The organism is Streptomyces zinciresistens K42, assembly GCF_000225525.1.
Taxonomy (GTDB): domain Bacteria; phylum Actinomycetota; class Actinomycetes; order Streptomycetales; family Streptomycetaceae; genus Streptomyces; species Streptomyces zinciresistens.
Map to the genome: position 1 here is coordinate 1 of NZ_AGBF01000034.1, position 26,998 is coordinate 26,998.

26 protein-coding genes are annotated in these 26,998 nt (G+C 72.9%); 15 read left to right on the top strand and 11 right to left on the bottom strand.

Translation table 11 applies throughout. The features are described from left to right. A partial coding sequence (locus tag SZN_RS13410) for a MerR family transcriptional regulator (RefSeq protein ID WP_007495201.1) occupies positions 1-730 on the bottom strand: 730 nt, incomplete at its 3' end. Positions 731-777: 47 nt separating this feature from the next. On the opposite strand from SZN_RS13410, the gene SZN_RS13415 reads away from it, so the two are divergent. Next, entirely contained in the window at positions 778-1,254 is a 477-nt protein-coding gene (locus SZN_RS13415) for a DUF6194 family protein (protein ID WP_007495203.1), read from the top strand. Between the two features lie 112 nt (positions 1,255-1,366). Here SZN_RS13415 and SZN_RS13420 read toward each other — a convergent pair whose 3' ends face one another. Genes SZN_RS13420 through SZN_RS13440 form a run of 5 tightly spaced genes read right to left on the bottom strand, consistent with a single transcriptional unit; the run spans position 1,367 to position 6,557 of the window. Beyond that, on the bottom strand, positions 1,367-2,260 hold the full coding sequence (locus SZN_RS13420) for an STM4011 family radical SAM protein (RefSeq protein WP_007495205.1): 894 nt from the start codon (positions 2,258-2,260) through the stop codon (positions 1,367-1,369). 11 nt (positions 2,261-2,271) lie between these two features. Beyond that, positions 2,272-3,612 (bottom strand): STM4012 family radical SAM protein, encoded by a 1,341-nt coding sequence (locus SZN_RS13425; protein WP_007495207.1) that lies wholly within the window; start codon positions 3,610-3,612, stop codon positions 2,272-2,274. After that, entirely contained in the window at positions 3,609-4,424 is an 816-nt protein-coding gene (locus SZN_RS13430; protein WP_208865794.1) for an STM4013/SEN3800 family hydrolase, read from the bottom strand. The genes SZN_RS13425 and SZN_RS13430 overlap by 4 nt, the downstream gene beginning before the upstream one ends. 7 nt (positions 4,425-4,431) lie before the next feature. Continuing rightward, complete coding sequence (locus tag SZN_RS13435) at positions 4,432-5,601, bottom strand: STM4014 family protein (protein WP_007495211.1); 1,170 nt, start codon at positions 5,599-5,601, stop codon at positions 4,432-4,434. Next, the gene (locus tag SZN_RS13440) at positions 5,598-6,557 is read right to left on the bottom strand and encodes an STM4015 family protein (RefSeq protein ID WP_007495213.1); all 960 of its coding nucleotides are present in this window, start codon (positions 6,555-6,557) and stop codon (positions 5,598-5,600) included. The genes SZN_RS13435 and SZN_RS13440 overlap by 4 nt, the downstream gene beginning before the upstream one ends. A gap of 171 nt (positions 6,558-6,728) precedes the next feature. On the opposite strand from SZN_RS13440, the gene SZN_RS13445 reads away from it, so the two are divergent. From SZN_RS13445 to SZN_RS13455, 3 genes are all read left to right on the top strand, one after another. Continuing rightward, positions 6,729-7,055 (top strand): hypothetical protein, encoded by a 327-nt coding sequence (locus tag SZN_RS13445; RefSeq protein WP_007495215.1) that lies wholly within the window; start codon positions 6,729-6,731, stop codon positions 7,053-7,055. A 99-nt stretch (positions 7,056-7,154) separates the two neighbouring features. Further along, positions 7,155-8,234, top strand: coding sequence for a DUF6745 domain-containing protein (locus SZN_RS13450; protein ID WP_007495217.1), 1,080 nt, complete (start codon positions 7,155-7,157; stop codon positions 8,232-8,234). Between the two features lie 90 nt (positions 8,235-8,324). Then, positions 8,325-8,648, top strand: a complete 324-nt coding sequence (locus tag SZN_RS13455) for a hypothetical protein (RefSeq protein WP_007495219.1) — start codon at positions 8,325-8,327, stop codon at positions 8,646-8,648. A gap of 49 nt (positions 8,649-8,697) precedes the next feature. Here SZN_RS13455 and SZN_RS13460 read toward each other — a convergent pair whose 3' ends face one another. The 5 genes from SZN_RS13460 to SZN_RS13480 form a co-directional block, all read right to left on the bottom strand. Further along, positions 8,698-9,516, bottom strand: a complete 819-nt coding sequence (locus SZN_RS13460; RefSeq protein WP_043730438.1) for an SAM-dependent methyltransferase — start codon at positions 9,514-9,516, stop codon at positions 8,698-8,700. Positions 9,517-9,613: 97 nt separating this feature from the next. Then, positions 9,614-10,609, bottom strand: coding sequence for a phosphotransferase family protein (locus tag SZN_RS13465; protein WP_007495223.1), 996 nt, complete (start codon positions 10,607-10,609; stop codon positions 9,614-9,616). 293 nt (positions 10,610-10,902) lie between these two features. Further along, complete coding sequence (gene gap, locus SZN_RS13470) at positions 10,903-11,901, bottom strand: type I glyceraldehyde-3-phosphate dehydrogenase (RefSeq protein WP_007495225.1); 999 nt, start codon at positions 11,899-11,901, stop codon at positions 10,903-10,905. A gap of 163 nt (positions 11,902-12,064) precedes the next feature. Further along, on the bottom strand, positions 12,065-13,021 hold the full coding sequence (locus tag SZN_RS13475; RefSeq protein WP_007495226.1) for a GlxA family transcriptional regulator: 957 nt from the start codon (positions 13,019-13,021) through the stop codon (positions 12,065-12,067). 289 nt (positions 13,022-13,310) lie between these two features. After that, on the bottom strand, positions 13,311-14,387 hold the full coding sequence (locus SZN_RS13480; protein ID WP_007495227.1) for a YihY/virulence factor BrkB family protein: 1,077 nt from the start codon (positions 14,385-14,387) through the stop codon (positions 13,311-13,313). Between the two features lie 656 nt (positions 14,388-15,043). On the opposite strand from SZN_RS13480, the gene SZN_RS13485 reads away from it, so the two are divergent. The 11 genes from SZN_RS13485 to SZN_RS13535 all read left to right on the top strand — a co-directional run bounded on the left by SZN_RS13485 (position 15,044) and on the right by SZN_RS13535 (position 26,971). Beyond that, a complete protein-coding gene (locus tag SZN_RS13485) occupies positions 15,044-16,225 on the top strand; it encodes an ATP-binding protein (protein WP_043730414.1) in 1,182 nt (393 codons plus the stop codon). Continuing rightward, a complete protein-coding gene (locus tag SZN_RS13490; protein WP_007495229.1) occupies positions 16,222-17,070 on the top strand; it encodes a roadblock/LC7 domain-containing protein in 849 nt (282 codons plus the stop codon). The genes SZN_RS13485 and SZN_RS13490 overlap by 4 nt, the downstream gene beginning before the upstream one ends. Continuing rightward, the gene (locus SZN_RS13495) at positions 17,063-17,449 is read left to right on the top strand and encodes a DUF742 domain-containing protein (protein ID WP_007495230.1); all 387 of its coding nucleotides are present in this window, start codon (positions 17,063-17,065) and stop codon (positions 17,447-17,449) included. The genes SZN_RS13490 and SZN_RS13495 overlap by 8 nt, the downstream gene beginning before the upstream one ends. Positions 17,450-17,452: 3 nt before the next feature. Further along, a complete protein-coding gene (locus tag SZN_RS13500; protein WP_043730417.1) occupies positions 17,453-18,013 on the top strand; it encodes a GTP-binding protein in 561 nt (186 codons plus the stop codon). An 11-nt stretch (positions 18,014-18,024) separates the two neighbouring features. Then, positions 18,025-19,392: a cytochrome P450 family protein gene (locus SZN_RS13505; protein ID WP_043730420.1), complete on the top strand. Its 1,368-nt coding sequence runs from the start codon at positions 18,025-18,027 to the stop codon at positions 19,390-19,392. A gap of 93 nt (positions 19,393-19,485) precedes the next feature. Next, positions 19,486-20,736, top strand: a complete 1,251-nt coding sequence (locus tag SZN_RS13510) for a cytochrome P450 (protein WP_007495234.1) — start codon at positions 19,486-19,488, stop codon at positions 20,734-20,736. Continuing rightward, complete coding sequence (locus SZN_RS13515; RefSeq protein WP_007495236.1) at positions 20,733-21,521, top strand: enoyl-CoA hydratase/isomerase family protein; 789 nt, start codon at positions 20,733-20,735, stop codon at positions 21,519-21,521. The genes SZN_RS13510 and SZN_RS13515 overlap by 4 nt, the downstream gene beginning before the upstream one ends. A 601-nt stretch (positions 21,522-22,122) precedes the next feature. Then, positions 22,123-22,326: a cold-shock protein gene (locus SZN_RS13520; RefSeq protein WP_007495238.1), complete on the top strand. Its 204-nt coding sequence runs from the start codon at positions 22,123-22,125 to the stop codon at positions 22,324-22,326. 211 nt (positions 22,327-22,537) lie between these two features. Continuing rightward, positions 22,538-23,056 carry an SRPBCC family protein gene (locus SZN_RS13525; RefSeq protein WP_007495239.1) on the top strand — a complete coding sequence of 173 codons (519 nt, stop codon included), beginning with the start codon at positions 22,538-22,540 and terminating at the stop codon, positions 23,054-23,056. 34 nt (positions 23,057-23,090) lie between these two features. Further along, entirely contained in the window at positions 23,091-25,406 is a 2,316-nt protein-coding gene (locus SZN_RS13530) for an FdhF/YdeP family oxidoreductase (protein WP_007495241.1), read from the top strand. Between the two features lie 242 nt (positions 25,407-25,648). Next, on the top strand, positions 25,649-26,971 hold the full coding sequence (locus SZN_RS13535; protein ID WP_007495243.1) for a phosphatase PAP2 family protein: 1,323 nt from the start codon (positions 25,649-25,651) through the stop codon (positions 26,969-26,971). The last annotated feature ends 27 nt before the right edge of the window (positions 26,972-26,998 follow it).

Here is a 26,998-nt window from a genome sequence, read left to right on the forward strand (position 1 = left end):
GACGTGCGGTGATGACGGCGGCCAGGTCCGCTCCCGCCCGCAACAGCGCCACGGTCCGGTCCGCGATCCTGTCGAGCCGCTCGGCCAGGACGCGCCCGGTCGCCTCCAGGCCCTCGCGCCGGTCGAGCGAGCCCATCACCTCGCGCACCTCGGGGATGCGGTAACCCGCGTTCCGCAGCGCGGCGACGATCCGGGCCGCTCCGACCGCGGACGGGCCGTACCGCCGTGCTCGCAGCGACGTGACCCGCTCCGGCGTCACAAGCCCTTCCTCCTCCCAGAACCGCAGGGTCGAGGGGCGGACGGCCAGGGCGCCGGCGAGCTCGGTGATCGTCATCGTGTCGCCGTCCCGCCGCGCCGCCCGTCCGCCCGCCTCGGCGCGGATCGCGCGCAGTGCCTCCTGTGCGCGCAGTGCCTCGTCACGCTCCCGGGCGAGCCGCACGTGCAACTCGTTGACGGCCGAGGCCGCCGCCGCGAGCGGCTTCTCCCACAGGTCCGGCAGCAGGCGCCGCGCCGCGACCGGTCCCGCGGCCGCCGCGGTCCCCCGGTAGGCGCGCAGGGCCAGCACATGGCGGCCGGTGTAGGAGCGGTAGCCGTTGCCCGACCGTGCGGCGGGCGGAGTCACCCCCAGCCGCTCCAGGTCGCGCACCTGCTGCACCGAGTAGCCCGAGGCCCTGGCGACATCGGCGGTCCTCAGCGGCACGGGTGACGCCTCGCTCCCCGGCTCGTACATCGGCGAACCCCACATCAGCACTTGAAGGTGATGCTTGAACCATGAGTATGGAACAGATCATCGCGACGGTGCGCGGCTTCGACGGTGCGTTCGTGCTGGTGCCCGAAGCCGGCGGGGGCCTGCCCGAGATCGCCTGGGGGGACGCGTTCTGCTACTACGCCCCGGACGGCCGGATGCTGGAGAAGACCCAGCCGTACGCCACGGCCGTCACCAAGGACCACCCCTACGACAGCGCCAGTGACCTGGACCCCCCGGGGCGCTGGCGCGTGAACATCCACGTCGGCCGCACGCGGGCCGAGGAGCTCGTCGGACCGCCGAGGCGTGCCGACGACGGCCCCGTCGACCACACGGCCGCCGACACGGTGCTGCCGCACCCCGTCTACGGCGCGCTCGGCTGGATCTGCGTCGTCGATCCCGGCCCGCGCACCACCGACCTGGTCCTGCGGCTGCTCCGCAGTGCGCACGAGGCGGCGCGCGCCCGGCACGAACGCGGGGCGGAACGCCGGACCGGCCGCACCGACTGAGACGCCGCCGGAAGGGCGACCGCGTCCTCCCCGTCGGCCGTGCGGGCGTTTGGCCCCGGCAGGGCACGAGCCCTGCGGCGCACTTTGCGGCACTCACACGGCGCGCCGTCCCTCACGGTGCCCCGACGTCCGCCGCGGGCACGAAGGGCAGGGCGCGGACCGGCGGTGTGGCCGCGGGGATGCGTTCGAGCACGCCCCCCGCGTAGACGTCGTACAGGGGGAGGGTCTCCAGATGGACGTAGCCGATGTGGCAGTCGCAGACCGCCAGGGGGCAGGCACGGGGCCGCAGGGCCGCGCGGTACGAGCCGTCGTAGAGGTTGCCGAGTTCGGCCGGGACGAAGTGGCAGCGGCGGACCGTGCCCTCGCCGTCGACGGAGATGACCGACTCGCCGGTACGGCAGGGGAGTCCGGCGCTCGCGTGGGGGTGGCGGCTGTAGGGGAAGAGGGGGTCGAGCGCCGTCCACGCGTCGGCCTCGCCGTCCTCGTAGGTGTGACCCTCGGCGGCGTTGATCCACAGGTACACGTGCGACGGCAGGTCGGCGCGCAGACGGCGGGCGAGTTCCAGGTGTTCGGCCAGGCCGACCACGCCGACGCTGTGGCGGACGCCGCGGTCCGCCAGGTCGCGGCACTTGGCCAGGAAGCGGTCGTACGGCGTCTGCCCCGGGTGGTAGGTGCACCACAGGGCGAGGGTGTCCGGGTCGGCCTCGGCGAGCCAGTCGGTGCGGCAGCTGAGGTTGGTCTGGACGGCGACCCGCCGGATGTGCGGCAGATGCGACAACTCGGCCAGGGTGCGCCGGTACCAGGAGCGGACCAGGCCCTCGCCCCACGGGGTGAACAGCAGGGACAGCCGGTCCTCGCTGCCGGCGGCCCACCGGGCGAAGCGCTCCAGCGCGGCGCGGTCGGCGCGGAGCTGGGCGGTGGTGTCGCGCCGCTTCGCGAACGGGCAGTAGGGGCAGTCGTAGTCGCAGGAGGCGAGCGGGCCGCGGTAGAGGACGGTCAGATCCATGGCGGGGCCCCTCACTTGCGCTCGTAGGCGGCCATGGCGGCCCGCACGGCGGGGGAGAACAGGTCCGGTCCGACGGCGTCGGAGTGGGCCAGTCCCTCCGCGGTCAGCCGCAGGCGGGCCGGGTCGGCCTGCGTGAGCCAGCCCCGGTCGGCCATCCGGCCCAGCTCCGGACCGAAGTCGTCGAGGGGCGCGGTCCCGAACCGTGCCCGGTAGTCGGCCACGGGCAGTCCCTCCGCCTGGAGGAGGGACTGCAGCAGATGGCGGCGGCGGGCCTCGTGCGCGTCCACTGCGTAGCCGACCTCGGCGCGGGCGAAGTCGGACGTGGCGACGTAGTCGTCGATGATGCCGCGGATCTCGTGCATGCCGACGGCGTAGTCGAAGGAGTAGTGCAGGCCGGACGTGTAGGAGCGGGCGCCGCAGCCCAGGCCGATCATGCCGTCGCTCTGGCAGGCGTAGTCGTCGGCGCCCTGCGGCGGGGCGTCGGCGCGGCGGAACATCCGCATCGACTGCTGGCCGTAGCCGTGGGCCAGGAGATGGTCGCGGCCCGCCCGGTACAGGCTCAGCCGCTGCGCGTCCCAGGCCGGATCGGGACCGTCCGCGGCCGCCCGGTGGCGGTCGAGACCGGTCAGGGGCCGGACGTAGAGGGGATAGAGGTACAACTCCTCGGGCCGCCAGGCCAGGGCGGCGTCCAGGGAGGCCAGCCAGCTCCGCTCGGTCTGGCCGTCGATGCCGTAGATGAGGTCGATGTTCAGCACCGGGATGGCGGTGTCGCGGATCCGGGCGAGCGCGGACTCTACGTCGGCGCGCCGCTGCGGCCGTACGGCGGCCCGCGCCTCGGAGTCGACGAAACTCTGCACGCCCAGGCTCAGCCGGGTGGTGCCGCGCTCGGCCAGGACGGCGAGCCGGTCCGCGGTCGCCGTCGCGGGCGAGGACTCCACGGACAGCGGCACCGCGCGCAGGTCGGCACCCATGCGCCGCTCGGCGATGTCGCACAGGCGTTCAAGTTCGGGTGCGGTCAGGAAGGTGGGGGTGCCGCCGCCGAACGCCGCGGTGGCGAACCGCACCGGCCCGTCCTCGCCGAGCGCCTCCCGCACCGCGACGGCCTGCCGTTCCAGCGCGTCCAGATAGGCGCCGGTCAGACCGTCCGGCGCACCGATGCGGGTGAAGAGGTTGCAGAAGCCGCAGCGGACCTCGCAGAACGGTATGTGCAGATAGAGGGCGAGGGCGCTCTTGTCCTGCGCCGCCCACAGGGACCGCAGCGCGGGCCGGCCGGACAGCGGCCGGTAGGCGGTCTTGTGCGGGTAGGCGTAGACGTAGTGCTGGTAGGGGCTGGTGAGCTGGGCGGTCGTCATCGCTGGGCCTTGCCGGGATCGAGGAAGAAGTGGGCGTAGGGCACGGTCCACACCGAGGGGTGGCCGAGGCGGTGGCCGGTGTAGCCGTCGTCGCCGTAGGCGGTCCCGTGGTCGGAGCAGACGACCGCGAAGCAGCGGCGCCTGGAACTCATGGCGGCGAACAGCCGCCCGATGTGCCGGTCGACGTACTCCAGCGCCGCGGCGTGCGTCTGCCGGGTGTCACCCGCCTCACGCGTCGCACCCGGCAGATGGAACCAGTTGGGCTGGTGCAGGGCGGAGACGTTGACGAACAGGAACAGCCTGCGCTCCGCGGGCAGGGCGGCGACGACCTCCTCGGCGCGGGCGACCTGGTTCTCGAACGACCGCGGCGAGGTGACCCCGAACTCCGGCTCCCAGTGCGACTCCTGGAAGAGACCCGGCAGTACGCCGCCCAGCGGGCCCTGCTTGTTGAAGAAGCCGACGCCCCCGATGCACACGGTCCGGTAGCCCGCCCCGGCGAGCCCGGAGACGAAGTCGGGGCTCTCGTACACGAAGGTCCGCTCCGCCGTCGTCTCGCTGCCGGCGAAGCTCGCCGCGAACAGCCGCGGGTGCGGCCCCGGTTCGGCCGGGGTCGGCAGGAAACCCGCGAAGATCGCCTGGTGCGAGGCGTAGGTGAAGCTGCCCGGCGCATGGCGCTTCTCCCAGCGGCCGCCCGGCAGACGGCGGGCCAGGTTCGGAATGCGCCCCTCGGCCGCCAGCTCGACGGCCACGTCGTGGCGCAGCGTGTCGAGGGTGACCAGCAGGATGTCGTGGTCCCCGACGACCTCGTTCATGTCGGGTTCAGGCATGGGGTGTTCCCGTTCTGTGCGGAGGGAGCAGGCCGGCCGCGGCCGGTGTGCGCAGGGCGGCGGCCACCTGCGCGGCGTAGGTGTCCCGGTCCTCCGCGCCGCTGCCCGGCAGCCCGGTCAGGCCGGGCAGCAGGTCGCCGAAGGCGTTGACCTCGCCGACGAAGACCCTGCGCCAGCCCACCGCGGGCAGCAGGTCCACACCGACGCACAGTGTGCCCGGGAAGCAGGACGCGGCCCGCTCGCACACCTCCAGCAGGTCGGGCCAGCGCCCGCCCGCCGCGACGACGGCGTCCCGGACGGCGGCCAGGTCGCCGCGGCTGCCGCCCAGGTGCAGATTGGTCAGCGGCGTACGGCTGGTGCGGACCACCGCGTGCGTGGCCCGGCCGTCCACCACGACCACGCGCAGGTCCGCGGCCCGGCCCCGCTGGGACGCCTTCGGCACCCAGCGCTCCAGGTGCAGCCCGTCGGGCGCGAGCGCGTCGACGACGGCGGCGATGTCCCGCTCCCGGTCGTAGCGGCGCACCCGCAGGGAGTTGTGCAGGGCTCCGCCCGGGGCGATCTCGACGGACGTGGTGGCCCGGATCCGGCCTGCGCCGCCCGACTCCACGGCGAGGACCCCCGACGCCGACGACCCGTGCGCGGGCTTGACGAACAGCCGCGGCATCCGGTGCTCGCGCATCAGGGTGCGTACGTCGTCCCAGCCGCGCACCGCCGCGCCGTCCGGGCCCGAGGTGGGGGAGGCGGGCACGGGCACAGCCGCGCGGGCGAGGACGCCGTGGCAGGCGCGCTTGTCGAACAGCACGGCCAGCTCCCCGGGGTCGTCGAGGCGGACACCGCCGCGCAGGGTGCGCAGCGCGGCGGTGAAGCCTGCGTACCACCGGGCGGAGCCCTCGACGAGGGTGGGTTCCGCGTCGCCCCGCAGGAGCCGGTCGACCTCGCTGTTCTCGCCGGGGGAGTCGATCCGCACGATCTCGTCCGCGGCGAAGCAGGCTCCCCCCTCGCGCAGGACGTCCCGCCAGGCGACGACGCGCGGGCCGGGCAGGCCGGCCGCGCGCACCGCGTCCGCGAAGAGGGACACCCGCCGGTTCTCCGGGTTGCCGACCACCGCGAACCGCGGCCCGGTGTGCGGAGAGACCGGCCGGGCCGTGGACGGTGTGCTCACTCGCCCACGGCGACGTAGCGCCAGACGGTGCCGTCGTCCTCGGTGTCCTCCTCCGCGTCGTCGCGGTCGAGATCGACCTGGACGCCGGCGGCCTCCAGGGTCTGGCGGACCCGCTCCTCCACGGCCGCGCTCAGGTAGTGGTGGTGCAGGTCCAGCTTCTTGAGGTGGGTGAGCGGCTGGCCGCTCAGCAGCGCGCCCGCACCCTCGTCGGTGAGCACGCCCATCGACAGGTCCAGCACCTCCAGGCGGTCCACCACGGGAGCCGCCGCGACGGCCGCCGCCACCGCGTCCTGCATCTCGCTGTTGCGCAGGGCCAGATGACGCAGCCGCGGCAGGCGCGCGCCCGACAGGATCGCCTCCAGGTCCGCGGCCTCGCTGTCGCCGCCGTAGTCGGGCGTGCCCAGCCAGAGGTCCAGGTGCTCCAGCGCGGGCAGGTCGCTCGCGCCGATCCCGCGCACCGCGCCGACCGGCAGCCCGCCCGTCTCCACGACCAGCTTGCGCAGCGCGCCGTGGCGCAGCGCCGTGAACTCCAGCCCGGTACCGCCGCGGACGCCGAACTCCTCCAGCGCCTCGAAACCGGCGAGGAGGGGGGAGACGTCGGTCTGGTTGATCCAGGAGATCTCGCACTCCTCCATCACGATGTCGCCCAGGAACACCGCCCGCAGCGCGGGGAAGCGGTCCCGGGCGGCCAGCAGCGCCTCGATGACGCCGGAGGGGTCGGTCTCGTACGCCTCCTGCCAGGCTCCGACGACGAGCGCCTTCACCCGGGTGGTGTCGACGGCGGCGCTGAACCGGGCGAACGCCACCGGCCAGTCCTCGTCGGCGTCGTACACGTCGCTGGTGATCCGCCAGGCGACGGAGTCCGGCTCGGGCAGGTCGTCGGTCGGGGCGCCCGGCACCGGAAACGTGTGGACGGGCAGCCCGTGGAACGAGTCGAGGTGGTCACCGATGGTCATGCTGCCGCTCCCGAGGAGGAAGAGTGTGCGGTCTGTGATGCCGCAGTTCTACCAACACCCACTGACAACGCGGTGGGCCGGGTCGGGACAGGGGCCGTTGTCAGTGGTGCCGCCTACGGTCGTGGTCATGAGGCCGGTGCGAGGAGCGCACCCGGCGGTGAGGGGACAGCCATGTACCGACAGGGAGACGTGCTGATCGTGCCGGTGGCGCAGGAGGCGGTGCCGGCCCATGTGGAGCACGCCCCGAGGGAGCGGCGCGACGGCCGGGGCCGGCTCGTGCTGGCGCTGGGCGAGGTCACCGGCCACGCCCACGCGGTCGTCGGCCCGGGGGAACTGATCCGCGAGCCGGGACCGTTCGGCCCCCTGCTGCTGCATCTGCCGCAGGGCGGCCGGGTGGTGCACGAGGAGCACGCGGTGATCCCGCTGCCGAAGGGCTGGTTCCGCGTGATCCGCCAGCGGGAGTACGTGCCCGGCTCGGTGCGGATCGTCGCGGACTGAACACGCGCGCGGACTGAAAGCGCACGCGGGGCACACACGTCGGACGCGCACGGAAAAGCGCGGAGAACACGCACGGAACGGCGAGGGGCGGAAGGGCACATGAGCACGACCGAGATCGGGATCGATAACGGCGGGGCGCACGAGGGGGCCGAGGCGGCGGCCGACTCGTCGGGCGAGCTGGCACGCTGGCGCACGTGGGCGGCGGCGACCGGCCCCGCCGACCGCGCGGCCGCCGAGGACGGCGTACGACGCGCCTACCGGCTGGCGGGACTGCCCGAACCGGAGCGCGTGGTGTGGGCGGGCTCGCCGCGCGAGGCCGTCACCCTCGTCCGGGAGGCCGGGGCCGAGCGCGGCCCGAGCGTCCGCGACGCGGTGCGCAGCGCTCCCTGGGCGCGGCAGCGGCGCTCGCTGCGCACGGAGTTGGGCGCGGCGGGCTGGTCCGCGCACTGGGCGGCGACCGGCGGACGGCTGTGGGAGGCCACCCACGCACTCGTGGACCGCATCCGCTCGGGCGTCGTCGAGGACCTCGCGGGCGGGGACACCGGCAAGGAGGCCGCCGAGATCCGGGTGATCCTCCTGGACGCCGTCCTCGGACAGCACGACGCGCCGTGGCTCGCCGCGTTCCCCGGCGACGACGGCCCGCTCGACGCGCTGACGGCGGTCTGCGCCGGCGCCGGCTGGTGGTGGCCCTACGCCCGTCTCGCGGTCCTGTCCGAGCGGCCCGTCGCCCTGCACCGCGACGAGGCGGGCCGGCTCGACCACGGCGGCGGCCCCGCCCTCGCCTACCCCGACGGGTTCGCCCTGCACGCCTGGCGCGGGATGCCCGTCCCGGCGGCCTTCATCGCCGAACTGCCCACGCTCACCCCGGAGCGCATCCGCGCCGAGGACAACGCCGAACTGCGGCGCGTGATGCTGGAGTACTACGGCTACGACCGCTACCTCGCCGACTCCGGCGCCCGGCCCCTCCACCAGGACGAGACGGGCATCCTGTGGCGGATCGACCTGGTCGGCGACGAGCCCGTGGTGATGGTGGAGGTCGTCAACTCCACGCCCGAACCGGACGGGACGCACCGCACGTACTGGCTCCGGGTACCGCCCGCGACCCGGACCGCGCGGGAGGGCGTGGCGTGGACCTTCGGGCTGCAGGCCGAGGGGTACGCGCCCTCGGCACAGACGTGAGGGCCCGCGCACGGGCTCCTCGATGAACCGCCGGCCGCGTCCCGACGTCCCCTTTGACGAAGGACGCTTGCCGATCACGCGGGAGAGCACATGGCGAAGAAGAAGGATCTGACGACGGACGAGGCGCAGGAGAAGGACCGCGAGAAGTGGATGGCCCGCTTCCAGGTACGGCTGGCCCTCCAGCCCGGAGTGGACCGCGAAGTCGTCCTGCGCGCCGTCAAGGAGGTCACCACCCACTGCGCGGAGACGGGGGAGCACCCGAGGGCGGCCTTCGGCGATCCGGACGCCTACGCGACGCGGACCGCCGCACGCCTGGTGCCCGAGGAGCGCGCGGCGCGCGCGAAGCGGCAGAACGCGGTGGTCGACGCGCTCGACTCGGTACGCAGGGCGGCAGGCGACGTCGGGGGCCTGTGACGGGACGGGGAGGGGACGGGACGCCCGGGACGGGGGCCGGGCCGGGCGGTCAGGGCTTGCGGGCCAGGCCGGCCGTGATCAGGTGCTCCCAGACGGTGAGTTCACGGGGGCTGCCGCTGTTCCAGTGGTTGCCGGGCGCCTCGGCCCGCCACAGCGAGGCGGGGACGATGCCGGGTTCGAGGATCTCCAGGCCGTCCAGCAGGCCCTCGATCTCCTCGTCGGTGCGCCACCGGCCGCGGCCGAAGGTCTGCTGGAGCACCTTCTCCGCCTCGCGGGTCTGGTCGTTGTCACCGGAACGGAAGTGACTGACGAAGAAGTGGCTCCCGGACGGCACCTGGTCGCGCCAGTAGCGCACGATCCGCGCCGGGTCCTCCTCGTCGTTCACATGGTGAAGGATGGCGCTGAGCATGACGGCCACCGGGCGCTCGAAGTCGATCAGTTCCCGGGTCTCCGGATGGTGGTGGACGGCTTCGGGCTCGCGGACGTCGGCGGCCACGACCCGGGTGCGGTCGTTCTCCTCCAGCAGGGCCCGGCCGTGGACCAGCACCTGGGGGTCGGTGTCGACGTAGACCACACGGGACTCCGGCGCGTGCCGCTGGGCGACCTGGTGGACGTTGTCGGCGGTCGGCAGGCCGCTGCCCAGGTCTATGAACTGCCGTACGCCGGTGGTCGTCACGATCTCCGTGACGGCCCGGGTCAGAGCCGCGCGGTTCGCGAAGGCGATCGCCACCGAGCCGGGGAGGTCCCGAATGAACACGTCGCCGATCGCCCGGTCCACGGCGTAGTTGTCCTTGCCGCCGAGGAGATAGTCGTAGACCCGCGCGATGCTGGGCTTGGTGGAGTCGATCGAGATGCCTTCGTCCCTCATGGCGACCATCTTCACCCGGGGCGCTCCGCGTCGGCCAGCGGGTTCGCCGATGAGGGCGAAATCGCGTCGAACTCGCCGGTGGGCGCCGCCTCGTGGCTCAGCCCAGGGTGTCCAGCAGGAGCCCGACGTAGGCGTCGAGGCGCGCCTCCACGGCCCGCGCCGTCAGCTCCGTCCGCCCCGCCTCCTGCCACGGCCGGGCCACCCGCCGCGCATCGCCCGCGAACGCCAGCGCGTCGAGCAGCCGCCAGTACAGCCGCTCGCCCGCGGTTCCTGCCAGCACCCCGCCCGCCTCCTCGTAGGCGTCGGCGAACCGCGGCCCCCACGACGGGTCGTGCAGCAGCGCGAGATTGGTGGAGCAGTGCGCGACATCGAGGTCGGCGGGACCCCAGCAGGTCTCCACCCAGTCGACGACCCCGCTGATCCGGGGTGCCGCGTGACCCGGCGCGACGGTGCCCGCGCGGGCCGCGGGGCTTGGAGCGGGCCCGTCGAACAGGACGTTGCCGGGGTGGAAGTCCCGGTGCAGGAAACGTCCTTGCCAGGGCGGCGCGGGCCGGCGGATCACGTCGGCCGCCGCGGCCCACGCGGCCGTGGCCGCGCCGCGGGGGGCGACGACCGCGTCGGCGGTCGTCCACGCCTCATACGTCCGCTGCCGCTCGGCCGGACGCACGGCGTGGATCGTCACGAGGCGGCGAGCCAGCAGGGGCATGCGCGACGCCAGTCCCTCGTCGTCGAGGACCGTCCGGCCCGGGAGGCAGGTCATCAGGAGTGACGGGTACGCGCACTGCGCGGCGTCCGGATCGACGGCGACCGCTTCCGGTGCCCGCACGGCGGTCCCCGCGAGCAGGGCGAGCGTGCGGGCCTCGCGGTCGAGCAGTTCCCCGGCCCGTGCCGCGAACATCGGCGCGACGAAGCTCCGCAGCACGAGCTGCCGGGTCCCGCCGCCCCGTGTGCCGATGGTCAGCCTGCGCATCTCGGCCGTGATGCCGCCGTGCAGGGCCTCGGCCCCGAGCACCCGTTCGCCGGCCTCCAGGTGACGGCTCACCCAGGCCAGCGTCCGCGGCCCGACGACCCCGGCGTCGTCCTGACTGATCACCGTGGCACCCCATCATCCCGCGGCGGTCGGCGCCAAGGCGTTTTCCGCGACGTCCCCGTGATCCGCGCTCACGACCGACGCCGCACCCGAACCCGTGACCGAGGCCGGCCGTCAACGGCACGCCCCGTAGCGGTGGGCGCGGGGCGCGGCCTGTTCACGGTAGATCCTGACGCGGGGGAGCGCGGGAGCGCGGGAGCGGGAGAGGCCGGGAAGCCGGGAGCGGGGGCCGCCCCGGGACGCGGGTCCCCGGGGCGGGACCGGGTGGTCCAGGACCGGCGCCCCGGGGTGTCCGGTCAGCGGGCGGAGAGGAGCTCCAGCGTGTCGATCACGCGGTTCGAGAAGCCCCACTCGTTGTCGTACCAGGCGACCACCTTCACATGCCGGCCGTCGACGCGGGTGAGAGCCGAGTCGAAGATCGACGAGGCGGGGTTGCCCGTGATGTCCGACGACACGAGCGGGTCGTCCGAGTACTCCAGGACACCCGCGAGCGGCCCGTCCGCCGCGGCACGGTACGCGGCCAGCACGTCCTCGCGCGTCACGTCGCGGCTCACCGTCGTGTTGAGCTCGACGATCGAGCCCACCGGCACCGGCACGCGGATCGAGTCGCCGGACAGCCTGCCGTCCAGGTTCGGCAGCACCAGGCCGATCGCCTTGGCGGCGCCGGTCGTGGTGGGCACGATGTTGACGCCGGCGGCGCGGGCGCGACGGGCGTCGCGGTGCGGACCGTCCTGGAGGTTCTGCTCCTGCGTGTAGGCGTGCACCGTCGTCATGAACCCGTGCTCGATGCCGGCCAGGTCGTCGAGCACCTTGGCCAGCGGGGCGAGCGCGTTCGTGGTGCACGAGGCGTTCGAGACGATCGTGTGCAGGTCGGCGTCGTAGGCGTCGGTGTTGACCCCGAAGGCGAGCGTCACGTCGGCGCCGTCGGACGGGGCGCTGACGAGCACCTTGCGCGCGCCGGCGTCGAGGTGCGCGCGGGCGGCCTTCGCCGAGGTGAAGCGGCCGGTGGCCTCCAGCACGATGTCCACCCGGAGCTCGGCCCACGGCAGCCGCGCCGGTTCCCGCTCGGCCAGCACCTTGATCCGGCGGCCGTCGACGACGAGGACGTCCCCGTCGACGCCGACCGGACGGCCGAGCCTGCCGGCCGTGCTGTCGTAGGCCAGGAGGCGGGCCAGCGTGGCGGGCTCCGTCAGATCGTTGATGGCGACGACTTCCAGGGCGCTGTCGCGCTCCAGCAGGGCACGGAGCACATTGCGTCCGATGCGGCCGAATCCGTTGATGGCGATGCGAGTCATGAGTGAGGTCCCTTTCCTTCCCCACCAGGCTCGCTCGGCTCCGGCGCCGCCGACAGTGGCGGGATCGCCACGGTTCACAAGGATCTCGCCACGAGGACCCGCAGGGGATGCCCGCCCGGGATCTGGCCACGGGCGGGGCGGGGGCTGGACGGGGCGGGGCGGGTCACTCGCCCCGGGTGAAGGTCCGCCGGTACTCGCTCGGCGTGGTGCCGAGGATGCGCTGGAAGTGCAGGCGCAGGTTCGCCCCGGTGCCGAGCCCGACGTCGTCCGCGATCTGCTCGACACTGCGCTGCGAGCGTTCGAGCAGCTCGCGCGCGACGTCGACACGGGCGCGCATCACCCACTGCATCGGGGTGTAGCCGGTCTCCTCGACGAAGCGCCGGGAGAACGTCCGCGCGGAGACGCCCGCCCTGTGGGCCAGCACGTCCAGGGTCAGGGGCTCGCCGAGCCGGTGCAGCGCCCACTCCCGGGTGGTGGCGAACCGTTCGCCGAGCGGTTCGGGGACGCTGCGCGGCACGTACTGGGCCTGGCCCCCGCTGCGGTAGGGCGCCGCGACCAGGCGCCGGGCGGCGTGGTTGGACGCGGCCACGCCGAGGTCGCCGCGCAGGATGTGCAGGCACAGGTCGATCCCGGAGGCGGCGCCCGCCGAGGTGAGGACGCTGCCCTCGTCCACGAAGAGCACGTTCTCGTCGACCTGGACGAGCGGGTGCCGGGCCGCGAGCGCCCGGGTGTAGTGCCAGTGCGTCGTGGCGCGGCGGCCGTCGAGCAGTCCCGTCGCCGCGAGCGCGAAGGCGCCGGTCGAGATCGCGGCGAGCCGCGCGCCCCGTCCGTGCGCGCCGACCAGCGCCGCCACGACGGCCCGCGGCGGATCGTCGCGGTCCGGGTGCCGGTACCCGGGGACGAAGACCACGTCGGCCCACCGGAGCGCCTCCAGCCCGTGGTCGACCGCGTACGACAGGCCGTCGCCGCCCGTCACGAGCCCGCGTGCCGCCCCGCAGACGCGCACTTCGTACGGCATGCTCGCGCGGGTCGTGAACACCTGCGCCGGGATGCCGACATCGAGCGGCTTCGCCCCTTCGAGCACGAGCACGGCGACGCGCCGCAGACGGGTGGCTGACACAGGGAGAGGGTACGTGCCGGTGCCGACGCACCTCTCAAGGCGCCTCGCGCAGGTCGCGGGCGTCGGCCGCCGCGCCCCGCCCACGTCCGCGGCGCAGACCGGGCTGCCTCGCGCGCTCCCGCGCCGCCGGGCACAGCGCTCCCGCGCCCGATCCCGTGAGGGAGAAGCACCGCGCGATGTGGGCGCTGGGCGACTGCGCGTCCGTACCGCCTGCTCGTCGCGGCCCGCCGGAGCGACGCCTGGGCCGGACCGCGGCCGACCGCCCGGCCGGGCACGTCGGCGGCGTGTCTCAGCCGGGCGGTTCCTCCCGCTCCAGCCGCCGTACGTCGTCCTCGTCCCATGTGCTCGTGTCACGGGGCCGGGTGTAGGGCTCGGCCTCCGGAGGATGCCCCCCGGCTATGGCCCGCTGGCGTGCGGTCTCGGCGTCGAACTCCAGGCCCAGCAGTATCGCGAGGTTGCTGATCCACAGCCACACGAGGAAGACGATGACGCCGGCCATCGTGCCGTAGGTCTTGTTGTACGAGGCGAAGTTGGCCACGTAGAAGGCGAAGCCGCCGGAGGCGAGCAGCCAGATCACCAGGGCCAGGACGCTGCCCGGGGTGATCCACCGGAACCCCTTGACCCTGGCGTTCGGAGTGGCCCAGTACAAGATCGCGATCATGACGGTGACGAGCAGGACCAGGACGGGCCACTTCGCGATCGACCAGACCGTCAGCGCGGTGTCGCCGATCCCGATCTCCTCACCGGCGCGCTGGGCCAGGGTGCCGGTGAAGACCACGATCAGGGCGCTGGCCGCGGCCAGGACCATCAGCGCCGCCGTGACGCCGACGCGGACCGGCAGCACCTTCCACAGGGGCCTGCCCTCGGGCATGTCGTAGACGGCGTTGGCCGTCCGGATGAAGCCCGCGACGTAGCCGGACGCCGTCCAGACCGCCAGCACGAGGCCGGCGACGGCCATGACCGAGCCGGTGCCCGCGTTGCCCTGGAGCTGCTCCACGGCGCGGGTCAGGATGTCGCGGACCGAACCGGGGGCGAAGCGCCGGATGGTGGAGAGCACCGTGTCGGTGGCGGACCGGCCCGCGAGGCCGAGCAGGGAGACCAGCACGAGCAGGGCGGGGAAGAGGGACAGGACGCCGTAGTAGGTGAGCGCCGCCGCCCGGTCGGTCAGCTCGTCGTCCTGGAACTCGCGCAGCGAGCCCTTCAGGACCTCGCCCCACGCCTTCCGGGGCAGTTCGGTGAGTGACTGCGGTTCCGCATCCTGCGTGCTCCGGTCCGGCCCGGCGTCCACGGGATCCGGAGGCGTGTGTTCCGCGGCCTTGTCCGTGCCGTGCCGTTCCTCGTGCCCTGGAAGATGCAGCTTCGCCATGTCCGCCGGGTAACCCGCCGCGGCCGGTCCACGCCTGCGGCCTGCGCCGGAGCCGCCGGGGGCGCGGGAGGGGTCCGTGACGGGCCGGCCGCGGAGGGGGCGAGGGGGCGGAGCGTGCCCGCGCGGCCCGCCACCCGCCCGTCCGCACGAGGCGGAAGACCTGTTACGATCATCGGACTTTCGGGGACTGACACGGTGTCATACCGTGTGCGGGGGAGCGGTCGCCTCTACGACGCCACCCGCGAAGGAGTCGCTGTGGACCCGCGCATCCGGCCCGACGGACACATCAGCCGACGGCTCCGGAGGAAGCGGGACAGACTGCTCGCCGCCGACGTGCCCACCGGGTGCCACTGGTCGGCGGCGCCGCCCCGCACGTCGCCTCCCCCGTGAAGACACCTTCCTGACAGGTAGTCAATGTCCTTGCGTTACAGGCGTGTTGAGCTTGCGGAGGAACGGTGGCGCGGCGCTTTGAGGCCGTCTCGCCGGTGATAGCATCCCCGCATCTGCGACCTTGATCCACTCACTTCAGGCGCTGACTTGAGGTCCGTCCGCCAGGCCGCCACAGCGCTTGGGCGGGCGGCATGGTTTGTCGCGGGTGCGTACTCGCGGGGGAGTATCCGTCTACGTCCGCATTTCATGCGCCGGGAAAGGTTTCCATGTCTCGAGACGCGCTTACGTGGTGTCTGGTTGCGGTGACGGCGACAGCCGTCGCGGCACTCGTGGCACTCGTCGTCCGCAACAGAGCCCTGGGCAGAAAGAAGCACCAGGCTGAGGAGTCGCTGAAGGCAGATCTCACCATCGCGCAAGGCCACCTATCTGCGGTCCAGGGCGAGTTGGCGCGGTACAAGCACCAGTTCGACGCGACGATCCGGCAGGCCGAGGAGGCGGCGGAGGAGAGCACCAAGGCGGTGCTGAAGGGCTCCGCCCGCTTCCTGCAGAGCCTGGCCGCCGAGCAGATGACGGTCCTGGAGGGCGTTCAGGGCAAGTACGGCAACCACCCCGTGCTCGCCGAACTGCTCGAAGTCACCCACGCCAACGCGCAGATGCAGCGCAAGGCCCAGGGCATCGCCGTGCTCTGCGGAGCGCCCGCCGGCCGCCGCAACCGGCCCGGCAGCGTGTACGACGTGGTCCGCAACGCGCAGTCGCAGATCCGCAACTTCCGCCGTGTCGAGATCATGGAGCAGACCGGCTTCGCGCTGAAGGCGTCCGCCGTCTCGCCCGTCGCCCTCGCGGTGGCCGAACTGCTCGACAACGCGGCCAGCTTCTCGCAGCAGGACGCGCCGATCGAGGTGACGTTCCAGCGAATCCAGAAGAACCTGTGCATCGTCATCGACGACGCCGGTGTCGGCATGAACGACGAGGAGCGCCAGCGGGCCGCCGCCCTGCTGTCCGGCGACTTCGTCCCGCGCCTGTCGCAGCTCGGCACCCAGCCCAAGTTCGGCTTCCCGCTGATCGGTCTCCTGGCCCGGCAGTACGGGTTCCGGGTCGACGTCACGGGAGTGTCCCGCTACGGCGGCGTGCGCGCCGTCGTCCTGCTGCCGGAGGAGCTGTGGACAGAGGAGCAGGCCGCCCCCGTCAGGGAGGCCCCCGCGCCGGTGAGCATCGTGCGTGACGACCAGTCGCCGCCGACGCGACCCCGCACGGTGCACGGGCTGCCCAAGCGCGCGTCGCGGGCCACCGCCTCCGACGACCAGCAGCCGCAGCCGCGTACCGCCCAGGAGAGCGGCACCACCAGCGTCTCCGGGCGCCGCCGCGGTGCGCTCGGCGCGTTGCAGCGAGGCACGATCTCTGGCCGCACGTTCGATTCCGCGTCCATGGAAGGGTCCGAAGACGCATGACCACCGACCTGTCGTGGATGCTCGACGACATCGTGACCAACGTGCCCAAGGCACGGCACGCTGTCCTGCTTTCCGCTGACGGCATCTCGCGGGGGGCAACAGAGGGTCTCGTCGACGATGACCTGAGGACCATTTCGGCCGCCATGGCGGGCATGCAGGCACTCAGCCGCGCCGCGGCCCGCTTCATCGAACCGGTGCAGGACCCGCAGTGGCGGCAGACGATCATCGAGTTCTCCCAGGGCTGGATCTTCCTGATCGGGGCGGGACAGGGGGCCTACCTGGCCGCGGCGGCGGATCTCGACGTCGACATGGACCAGATCTCCTTCCGGATGCACCGGCTCGTCGCCCGGCTGGGCAACAACCTGGCCACCCCGCCGCGGGTCGAGACCGACGAGCTGTCCCAGCGGGGGAGCGGTGCGGCGGGGGCGGCGGGCTCGGGCGGCCGGGCCGGGACGGTGCTCGCCGACCTGGACGAGGTCACCTCCACGGTCCACGGCGCACGGCACGCCGTGCTGCTGGGAGCGGAGGGGCTGCCCCTGGGAGCGACGACGGGGATCAACCGCGATCTCGTCGACACCATCTCCGCCGCCATGATGGGCATTCACGCCTACAGCCGCGTGACGTCACAGTTCGCGGGCGTGCACGACGCGGCCGGATGGCGGCAGACGGTCATCGAGTTCGAGCACGGCTGGATCTTCCTGATCGCGGGAAACCACGGCCGGCTGCTTGCCGCGGCCGCCGAACACGACACCGACATCGAGGAGTTCACCACGCGACTGGGCGAGGTGGTGCCCCGCCTGAGCGAGGAGCGGATTCCGAGGCAGGAGGCGCACAGCGATGTCTGACGCACACGACCGGGAACCGGAAGTGGAACTGACGTCCGCGTTAGTCCCGTTCTTCGTGATCACCAACGGCCGTGCCCTGCCCCCGGACCGGCAGTACGAGCACACCGCCCTGGTGACCGCGCACAGGGACCCCGAAGCCGCGGCGCGCACGCTCGCTCCCGAGGAGCAGGCGATCATGGAGCTGGTCGCCAACCGCATGCTGGCCGTGGCCGAGATCGCCGGTCGCACGCACCTGCCGCTGGGCATCGTGCGCATCCTCCTCTCCCAGCTGGAGGAGAGCGGTCTCGTCCTCGTCAGAAAGCCCGCGCCGCGGGCCGACAGCAAAGACAGAGACCTGCTCACTGCCGTCCTCAAGGGCCTGAAGAACATCGGAGCATAACCCGTGTACTTGGATGCAGACGACGTGCGCTCTGTGAAAGTCCTCGTCGTAGGGCCCTTCGGCGTCGGAAAGACCACCTACATCGGCAACATCTCCGAGATCGAGCCCCTCCAGACCGAGGAGGAGATCACCGAAGCCAGCGTGGGCTACGACGACCTGTCGCGCACGCCGGAGAAGACGACCACCACCGTCGCGATGGACTTCGGCCGGCTCACCCTCAGCGAGGAGTTGGTCCTCTACATCTTCGGAACGCCCGGCCAGGAGCGCTTCAAGGAGATGTGGGAGGAACTCTCCAAGGGAGCGCTCGGCGCGCTCCTCATCGTCGACCCCCAGCGGCTGGACGAGTCCTTCCCCGTCCTGGACCTGGTCGAGCGATTCGGCCTGACCTACGCCGTCGGCGTGAACCACTTCGAGGGCGCCACCACCTACCCCCTGGACGAAGTCCGCGAGGCGTTGAACCTGCACCCGGACACCCCCGTCGTGCCCTGCGACGTCCGCGACCAGAACTCCGCCGTCCAGGCGCTCATCGCCCTCGTGCAGCACCTCATGTCCCTGCTCGACTAGGAGCCCCCGCCATGCAACCACCACATGACATGCACGGCATACCGGCCGGATGCCCCGCGCATGGCAACACCCCCATGTACGGACCCCAGTTCGCCGCCGACCCCGAGGCGACCTACACCTACCTGCGCTCCCTCGGCCCGAGCGCCCCCGTCGACGTCGCGCCCTCCGTGCAGGTCGAACTGGTCACCAGCTACGACGCCGCGCTCTACATCCTGCAGAACCCGGCGTCCTTCGTGCGCGACTCGCGCCGCTGGAACGCCCTGAACGAGGGCCGCGTCCCCGCGGACAGCCCGGCCGTGCCGATGATGGGCTACCGGCCCAACGCCCTCTTCAGCGACGGTGCGGCGCACGCCCGGCTGCGCCAGGCCGTCGTCGACAGTCTCGCCACCATCGACGAGCTCCAACTGCGCCGCAAGGTCCAGCAGTCGGCGGACTACCTCATCAGCCAGTTCAGCAGCGAGCCGTTCGGCCAGGCCGAACTCATGGCCTCCTACGCCATGCCGCTGCCGCTGCTCGTCTTCAGCGACCTCTTCGGCTGCCCGCCCGAACTCGGTGACCGGGTCATCGCCGGCATCAGCGGCATCTTCCAGGGTGCGGCCGGTGCCGACGAGGTGCTGGGGACGGCGCTCTCCGAACTCATCGCCCTCAAGCACCGCCAGCCCGGCGACGACCTGACGACGAAGCTGATGCAGCACCCCGCGCGGCTCACCGACGAGGAAGTGCTCCACCAGCTCGTCACGCTGCTCTCCGGCGGCACCGCCCCCCTGGCCGCCGCCGTGGCCACCAGCGCCGCGCTCTACCTGGGCGAGGACGCCCAGGCCGCGCTGCCGGTCGAGGACGCCATCGCCCAGACCCTGTGGAACTTCGCGCCCATCGCCAACTACGCGGGCCACTACCCGGTCCACGACGTCCAGTTGGGTGCCAGGGTCCTCAAGGCGGGCGACCCCGTCCTGATCTCCTTCGCCGCCGCCAACACCGACCCCAAGCTGGCCCAGCACCGCGAACAGCTCAGCGCCAAGGCCCACTTGGCGTTCGGCGCCGGACCGCACGCGTGCCCCGCCAAGGACCCCGCCTTCATGATCGCGGTGAGCGCCGTCGAGTCCCTCCTGACCGGGCTGCCCGATCTGGAGATGCGCGTGCCGTTCAAGGACCTCCAGTGGGGCGAGGGGCCGTGGAGCCGCTCCCTGGCCTCCCTGCCGGTCCGGTTCACCCCCCGCGCGGCCACGCCCGCCCCGTCGGAGAGCGCCCGCCCGGCCGCGGGCCAGCAGACCGCGACGGCCGCCCCGCACGCCGTGCACGCGCAGCAGCACGCGCCCCAGCCGGCGGCACAGCCCCGCGGCATGTTCTCGCGCTTCCGCGCCTGGCTCGGAGGCGAGTGACGAAGGTTACCCTCACCTGAACTGCACAAGTGGATGCTTCAATGACCACTTGGGTACGTATGGCGGCTGATCACTCAGGAAGGAGCCGCCATCGTGGTGGTGGAAGCACGCACTTCGTTCGACCGTCGTTCCGCCGTAAGCCTCTTCGCCCGTCTCCGGACGGCGGAGGGGCAGGCCGATCCCTTTCCCTTCTACGCACAGCTGCGGGCCATGGGCCCGGTCGTCGCCGCCCCCTGGGGCGGGTTACTGATCACCGGTTTCGATACGTGTGACCGAATACTGCGCTCGCGCGAATGGCTCGAACCGGACCAGCGCTGGCGAGCCAAGCAGGGCCCGCGCACCCGCTGGAACGCCCCCTCCTCGCAGGAGATGAGCAACACCCTGCCGGCCCTCAACGCCCCGGACCACACCCGAATACGCAGGGCGGCCGGCACGTTCGGCCGCGCGGCACTGGAGCGCGTCGGCCGGACCGTCAGCCGCACCACGGACGAACTGCTCGACTCCCTGTGCGAGCAACTGCGCGAGGGGGAGGCCGACTTCGTGCCAACCGTGAGCGAGGAGCTGCCGGTCGCCGCGATCGGCGAGTGGCTCGGCCTGCCCACCGCGGACCGCGTGCGGCTGCGCGAGCTGACCCACGAGCAGGTCTTCACCCAGGAACTGCTTCCCACAGCAAGCCAGTTGGCACGTTCCGACGCCGCCACCGCCGAGCTGCGGACCTACTTCATGGAACTGGTCCGCCAACGCCGCCGCCGGCCCGGCGACGATCCCGTCTCCTTGTGGATCCACACCTTCGACGCCCTCGAACCCGATCAGGACGCGGCCGACCGGGCCGTCTATTTCCTCGCGCTGTTCGTGCTGCTGGCGGCACTGGAGACCACCTCCACCCTGTTGTCCACCATGGCGCTGCGGCTTCTGGAGCAGCCGCTGCACTGGGACCTGCTGAGCGCGGATCCCGCCCTGGTCCCCGCCTTCGTCGAGGAGACGCTCCGCCACGACCCGCCGACCCACGTGATCAGCCGGGTGGCCGCCGCCGACACCGTCGTGGAAGGGGTCGAGGTCGCCAAGGACGCCATGGTCCACCTGATGGTCGGCGCGGCACACCGCGACCCGGCCCGCCACCCCGATCCCGACCGCTTCGACCCCGAGCGCGCCAAACCCGACCACCTCGCCTTCAGCAACGGCATCCACTACTGCCTCGGCGCCCCGCTCGCCCGGCTGGAAGCACAGACCCTCCTCCACCACATGGTCAGTCGCCTGCCCCGCCTCACCCTCGCGCGCCGCCCCTCCTGGGCGCCGCGGGTGGCGTTCAGACGGCTGGAGAACCTGGATGTCGCCCTCGCATGACGCAGACCACAGCTCCCTTCAACTCCCGTGCCCACAAAGCCGTCTCCGTAGAACACGACGGCCCGGTGCTGCGCGTCCGCCTCAACCCCGCGCAGGCGGACGACACCCTCGACTCAGCCGCCCTCGACGCACTCATCGCCGTCCTCGACGACCTCCACGAGCGCCCCGACGTCCGCGTCCTGGTCCTGTCCTCCCTGGGCGAGGACTTCTGCCTGGGCGCCGACCGCCGGGAGTTCGCCTCGGCCCTGGCCGCGGACCCCAGCGGCGCGGCCCTGCGCCGCATCGCAGACAAGGCCCACCGGCTCTGCCAGAGCCTGGAGACCACCCACGCCGTCACGATCGCCCGCCTGCACGGCAAGGTGATCGGCGCCGGTCTCGCGCTCGCCTCCTACTGCGACCTGCGCGTCGCCGCGGACACGAGCCGGTTCCGGATGCCCGAGGTCGGCCTCGGCCTGCCACCGGCCTGGGGCGGCGCCATGGGCCGTCTCGTCGCCGAGGCCGGCGCGGCTCGCATCCGTGAACTCATGCTCACCTGCGAGCTGTTCGACGCCGCCGCCGCGGTGCGCCTCGGCATCCTGCACAAGTCGGTGCCGTACGGGGAACTGGACCGGGCGGTCGCCGCCTGGGTCGGGCCGCTCGTCCGGCGCCGGCCCGAGGCCCTCGTCCTGACCAAGCGCATGCTGGCCGGGTACGCGCGCGCCGACCGCACCGCCGACATGTCCCTGCTCGACTCCCACCTGCTCGCCGCGCAGCTCGCCGTGCCCCCCGGCCCGGAACCACGCTAGGGCGGGTTTCGAAAGTCCCGCCCGCCCTGCGGTGCCCGGCACGCACCAGACGCCGCCGGGCCCGCTCTGCGGGCGGGACGACGCTCCTTTCGAAACGCGCCCCAGGAGGAGCCCCCGGCCCGCTTCTACGGCCCGAGCCGGGAACCGTCCGCCGTCACCTACGACCGGCCCGCCGCCCCTGGGGCGGCGGGCCCGCGTGTTCCGGGCCGCGGGCCCCGCGGTCACGGCCCCGGCACCGGGCGTCGTCCGCCGTGCGGGACGTTCGGCCCGTGGAACGCGTGGTGGGGGCAAAACCCGGACTGCCGGGGTCGGTGCGGCGGGGACGTGAGGCGGTGGGCCCGAGGCGGCGGGTCTTGAGCCGGTGGCCGACCGCTGCCGCGAGAGCGCCCTCCGCTGGTCCGGTGCGGCCGGTCTGCCTCGCTGCGCGGGCCCGCGTCACACGGATGATCGATCACTGTGGCCCCCTCGGCCGAACCGACGGGCCCGTCGAGTGGGTGGGTCGCGCGTCCCGGGGTAGAACGGGAGATGGCCTCCGCGCGTGCGGAGAGCTGGGCAGGACGGACAAGGGCTGCCCTCCGGCATGAACGAAGGATCGACCAGTATGGCCAGCGGTACCGTGAAGTGGTTCAACGCCGAAAAGGGCTTCGGCTTCATCGAGCAGGACGGCGGAGGACCCGACGTCTTCGCGCACTACTCCGAGATCCAGGGCAGCGGTTTCCGCGAGCTCACGGAGGGCGAGCACGTGTCCTTCGACATCGGCCAGGGCCAGAAGGGTCCGCAGGCGCAGAACATCGTCCGCCGCTGACCGGACGCGCACACGAGCACGTGAAAGGGGCTGCCGCACGAGCGTGCGGCAGCCCCTCGCCGTTTCCGCGTGCGGCCCGCCGCGGGGCCCCGCACCGCGTTAGGCGCACCGCGAGAGGGGTAGTCGGTGGGCCGGAGACAGGCTGGGAGACGCGCACGGCGCGGCGCGCGTGCGGCGCCACCCGGCGACGGCGCCTGCTGATCGGTGGACCATGCGCACAGTCCAGGAGACGGTCGAGATCGCGGTCCCGGTGCGCACCGCGTACAACCAGTGGACCCAGTTCACGGTCTTTCCCCGGTTCACGCGCACCGTGCGGCACGTGGACCAGGTCACACCCGCCCTCACCTCGTGGACCGTGGCCCTCGGCCCGCTGCGGACCGAGTTCCAGGCCGAGATCGCCGAGCAGGAGCCCGACGCGTACCTGGTCTGGCGCAGCCTCGGCGCGAGCCCGGCCCACCGGGGCCGCGTGACGTTCGAGCCCACGGCCGACGGCGGTACGGCGGTCACCGTACGGATGGACCTCGCGCCGGCCGGCCGCGCCGGGCTCCTGGCGGCCGTTCCGGCGCTGCCCGGCCGGGTGGTGCGCGGGGAGCTGCTGCGCTTCAAGCGGTACATCGAGGGGCTCGGGGCGGAGAGCGGCGCCTGGCGGGGCACCATCCGCGGCGGCCGGCCGAAGCGCCCCGAGCCGGAACGGCACGAGAGCGGGGTGCCGCACTGGCCCGTCGGGTGACCGTCCGCGAACCGCACGACCGAGAGGCGATCCGATGAAGAAGGCGCCCGGCGAGGAGCCGCACGACGAGCTGGCCGTCACCCCGCCCAGGACCTGGGCCGCGGGAGTGCCCGCGGTCGCCCACGCGCTGGAGTACTCCCTGGAGGAGACCTCCGCCCGCCGCACGGGCACCACGCTGCTCACCATGAACCAGGTCGGCGGCATCGACTGCCCCGGCTGCGCCTGGGCGGATCCGGCCCCGGGCCACCGGCACCGCAACGAGTACTGCGAGAACGGTGCCAAGCACATCAACGACGAGGCCACCACACGCCGCGTCACCGCCGACTTCTTCCGTACGCACCCGGTGTCGGAGCTGGCCCGCCGCTCCGACGCGTGGCTGAACCAGCAGGGCCGGCTGACCGAACCCGTGGTCAAGCGGCCGGGCTCCGACTTCTACGAGCCGATCAGCTGGAACGACGCCCTCGCTCTGATGGCCGGCGAACTGGCCGGCCTCGACACCCCCGACGAGGCGGTGTTCTACACCTCGGGCCGGGCCGGCAACGAGGCGGCGTTCGTCCTCCAGCTCTTCGCCCGCGCCCTCGGCACCAACAACCTGCCCGACTGCAGCAACATGTGCCATGAATCGAGCGGTTTCGCCCTGCACGAGACCCTGGGCACGGGCAAGGGGACCGTCAGCCTGCACGACCTGCACCACGCCGACCTGATCTTCCTGGTCGGGCAGAACCCCGGGTCCAACCACCCGCGCCAGCTGTCGGCCCTGGAGGAGGCCAAGCGCAACGGCGCACGGATCATCGCCGTCAACCCGCTGCCGGAGGCCGGACTCCTGCGGTTCAAGAACCCGCAGAAGCCCAGCGGCGTCATCGGGCGGGGCACGCAGATCGCCGACCGGTTCCTGCACATCCGCAACGGCGGCGACCTCGCCCTCTTCCAGGGGATCAACCGGCTGCTCCTGGAAGCCGAGGACGCCAGGCCCGGAGAGGTGCTGGACCACGACTTCATCCGCGAGGACACCGCAGGCTTCGAGGACTTCGCCGCGCACGTCCGCGGTGTCGACTGGAGCCGCATCCTCACCGCGACGGGACTGAGCCGCCAGGAGATCGAGCAGGTCCGCGACGACGTGCTGCGCAGCCGGCGCGTCGTCGTGTGCTGGGCCATGGGCATCACCCAGCACAAGCACGCCGTCCCCACCATCAGGGAGTTCGTCAACTTCCTGCTGCTGCGGGGGAACATCGGCCGGGCCGGCACCGGCGCCTGCCCGGTGCGCGGCCACAGCAACGTCCAGGGCGACCGCACGGTCGGCATCTGGGAGCAGATGCCGGACTCCTTCCTCGACGCCCTGCGCGAGGAGTTCGGCTTCGACCCGCCGCGCGCGCACGGACTGGACTCGGTGCGCACCATCGAGGCGATGCGCGCCGGACGCGTCCGGTTCTTCCTGGGCCTCGCGGGCAACTTCGTACGGGCCGCCCCGGACAGCGCCGTCACCGAGGAGGCCGTGCGCTCCTGCCGGACGACCGCCCACATCTCCACCAAGCTCAACCGGTCCCACACGGTGTGCGGCGAGACCGCGCTCATCCTGCCCACCCTGGGCCGCACCGAACGGGACGTGCAGGCGAGCGGGGAGCAGTTCGTCACCGTGGAGAACTCCATGAGCGAGGTGCACACCTCCCAGGGGCGCCTGCGCCCGGCCTCCCCGCTGCTGCTCAGCGAGATCGCCATCCTGTGCCGGCTCGCCCGCCGCGCCCTCGGCGGGAAGCCGGACATCCCGTGGGAGCGGTTCGAGGCGGACTACGGCGTGATCCGCGACCACATCTCCCGCATCGTGAAGGGGCTGCACGACTACAACCAGCGCGTCACCCGCCCCGGCGGCATCCAGCTGACGAACCCCGTCAACGAGGGCGTGTACTCCAACGGCGTCGGCAGGGCGCTGTTCACGCGCAACACCGGCGAGGCGCCGCACGTGCCCGAGGGGCATCTGCTGCTGCAGACGCTGCGCTCGCACGACCAGTGGAACACCGTGCCCTACACGTCCGACGACCGCTACCGGGGCATCCACGGCAGCCGCCGCGTGGTGCTGGTCAACCCCGACGACGTGGCGGAACTGGGCCTGGCCGACGGGCGCGGTGTCGACCTGGTCGGCGTCTGGACGGACGGCGTCGAACGCCGCGCCGAGGACTTCCGCGTGGTCCCGTACCCGACCGCCCGCGGCTGCGCCGCCGCCTACTACCCGGAGACCAACGTGCTGGTGCCCCTGGGGAGCGTGGCGGACGAGAGCAACCAGCCGACGTCCAAGTCGATCGTGGTGCGCCTGGAGGCGAGGGCGGACTCCCCGCCGGACAGCCGCGGGACCTGAAGGGGACCCGTTGCGGCGGCTCTTCGGGAGGGGGCGGGGTCCCGCTCCGGTACCCGGCGGAAATCCGCTGGAATGCTCCGATAGTATGATCGCGCTAGCGTTGATCCTCTTCCGTCTCACCAGGGGACCGTGCCGTCGCAGGCGCCGGGTGGCGTGGTGGGGCGCCTGACACATCGGCCGGGCAGTTGACATCGATTTCGTCGCGGGTGATCTCGCGAATACGGGGCACGCTCCCGCCCGCAGTGCGGCGCCGGCCGCGCACGGCGCTGTGGGTGACGGCGGTCGTGGCCGTTGTCGCCTTCCTCGCCGCCCTGGAGGTGACCGCGCGCCGCTCCGGCGTGTCCGGTCCGCTGACCAGCCAGGTCAAGGACCTGGTGTACGCCCCCAAACCCGGGCCGCTGTACGCCGGTCTGGCCCTGACGATGGTGGTGCTCACCTGGCGGCAGCGGTTCATCGCCGCCGGGACCGCGCTCGGCATCGACGCCGTGTTCGCGCTGACGCGCCTGGCGACCGGCGCGGGTCCGGAGGTGCGCGACGGGTACTTCTTCGGCAGTGGCGCCCTCTGGGTCATCCTCGGCTGCGCGGTGATCGCGTTCACCCGCCGCTCCGGCGAGGAACGCGCCCTGCTCCTCAAGGGAGTCGGGCTCGGGATGCTGCTGATGACCGGGCGCAAGGCCGGCGACACCTGGCTGCTCATCACGGCGAAGACCCGCCCCATGGTCGTCGACCCGTACGTGGCGACCGCCGACCAGGCGCTGGGCAACCCGCCCTGGCTGGCAGGCCGGCTCCTGGAGGCCAGCGGCCCCGTCGTCACCTGGATCATCGCGATCGTCTACGCCCAACTCGCCGTCGCCGCGGTCGTCGTCGCGCTCTACCAACTGCGCAACGTCGTGGTCGAGCGGCGGTTCCCGCGCCACCACCTGGTGCGGACCTTCCTGGTCATCGGCATGGTCGGACCGGCCTTCTACATGATCTTCCCGGTGGTCGGGCCCGTCTTCGCCTACGGACCCGGCGCCTCCGGCACCGGAGGCGTGGAATGGGCGCTGGCCAACCTGTGGCCCCACACAGCCCCGGCGATCAGCACGCCGTACTCGATGCCCTACGACGGGATCACCCCGCGCAACGCCATGCCCAGCCTGCACACGGCGTGGGCCACCGTGATCTTCATCCACACCCGCCGGGCCTCCAGGTTCCTGCGCCACGCCGGTACGTTCTGGCTGATCGCCACGCTCGCCGCGACACTCGGCTTCGGATACCACTACGGCGTCGACCTCATCGCCGGAGTCGTCTTCGCGCTCACGCTGGAGGGAGCCGTGCGCGCGCAGGCCCGCGGCTGGGACCGGCGGGCAACCCGGCTGGTCGCCTACGGCACGGCGGTCTTCGCCGCGCTCCTGGTGAGCTACCGCTACCTGCCGATGGAGCTGGCGCTGCACCCGCGCGTCGCCGCCCCCCTGCTCCTCCTCGCGATGGTCTCGGTGATCTACGCCTACGTCGTGACCACCAGGTCCTGGGACGCGGGCACCAAGCCGGCGCTCCGTCCCGAACCGCAGCCCGAACCCGCCTGACGGCACGGCACGGCACCCGGGCGGCCC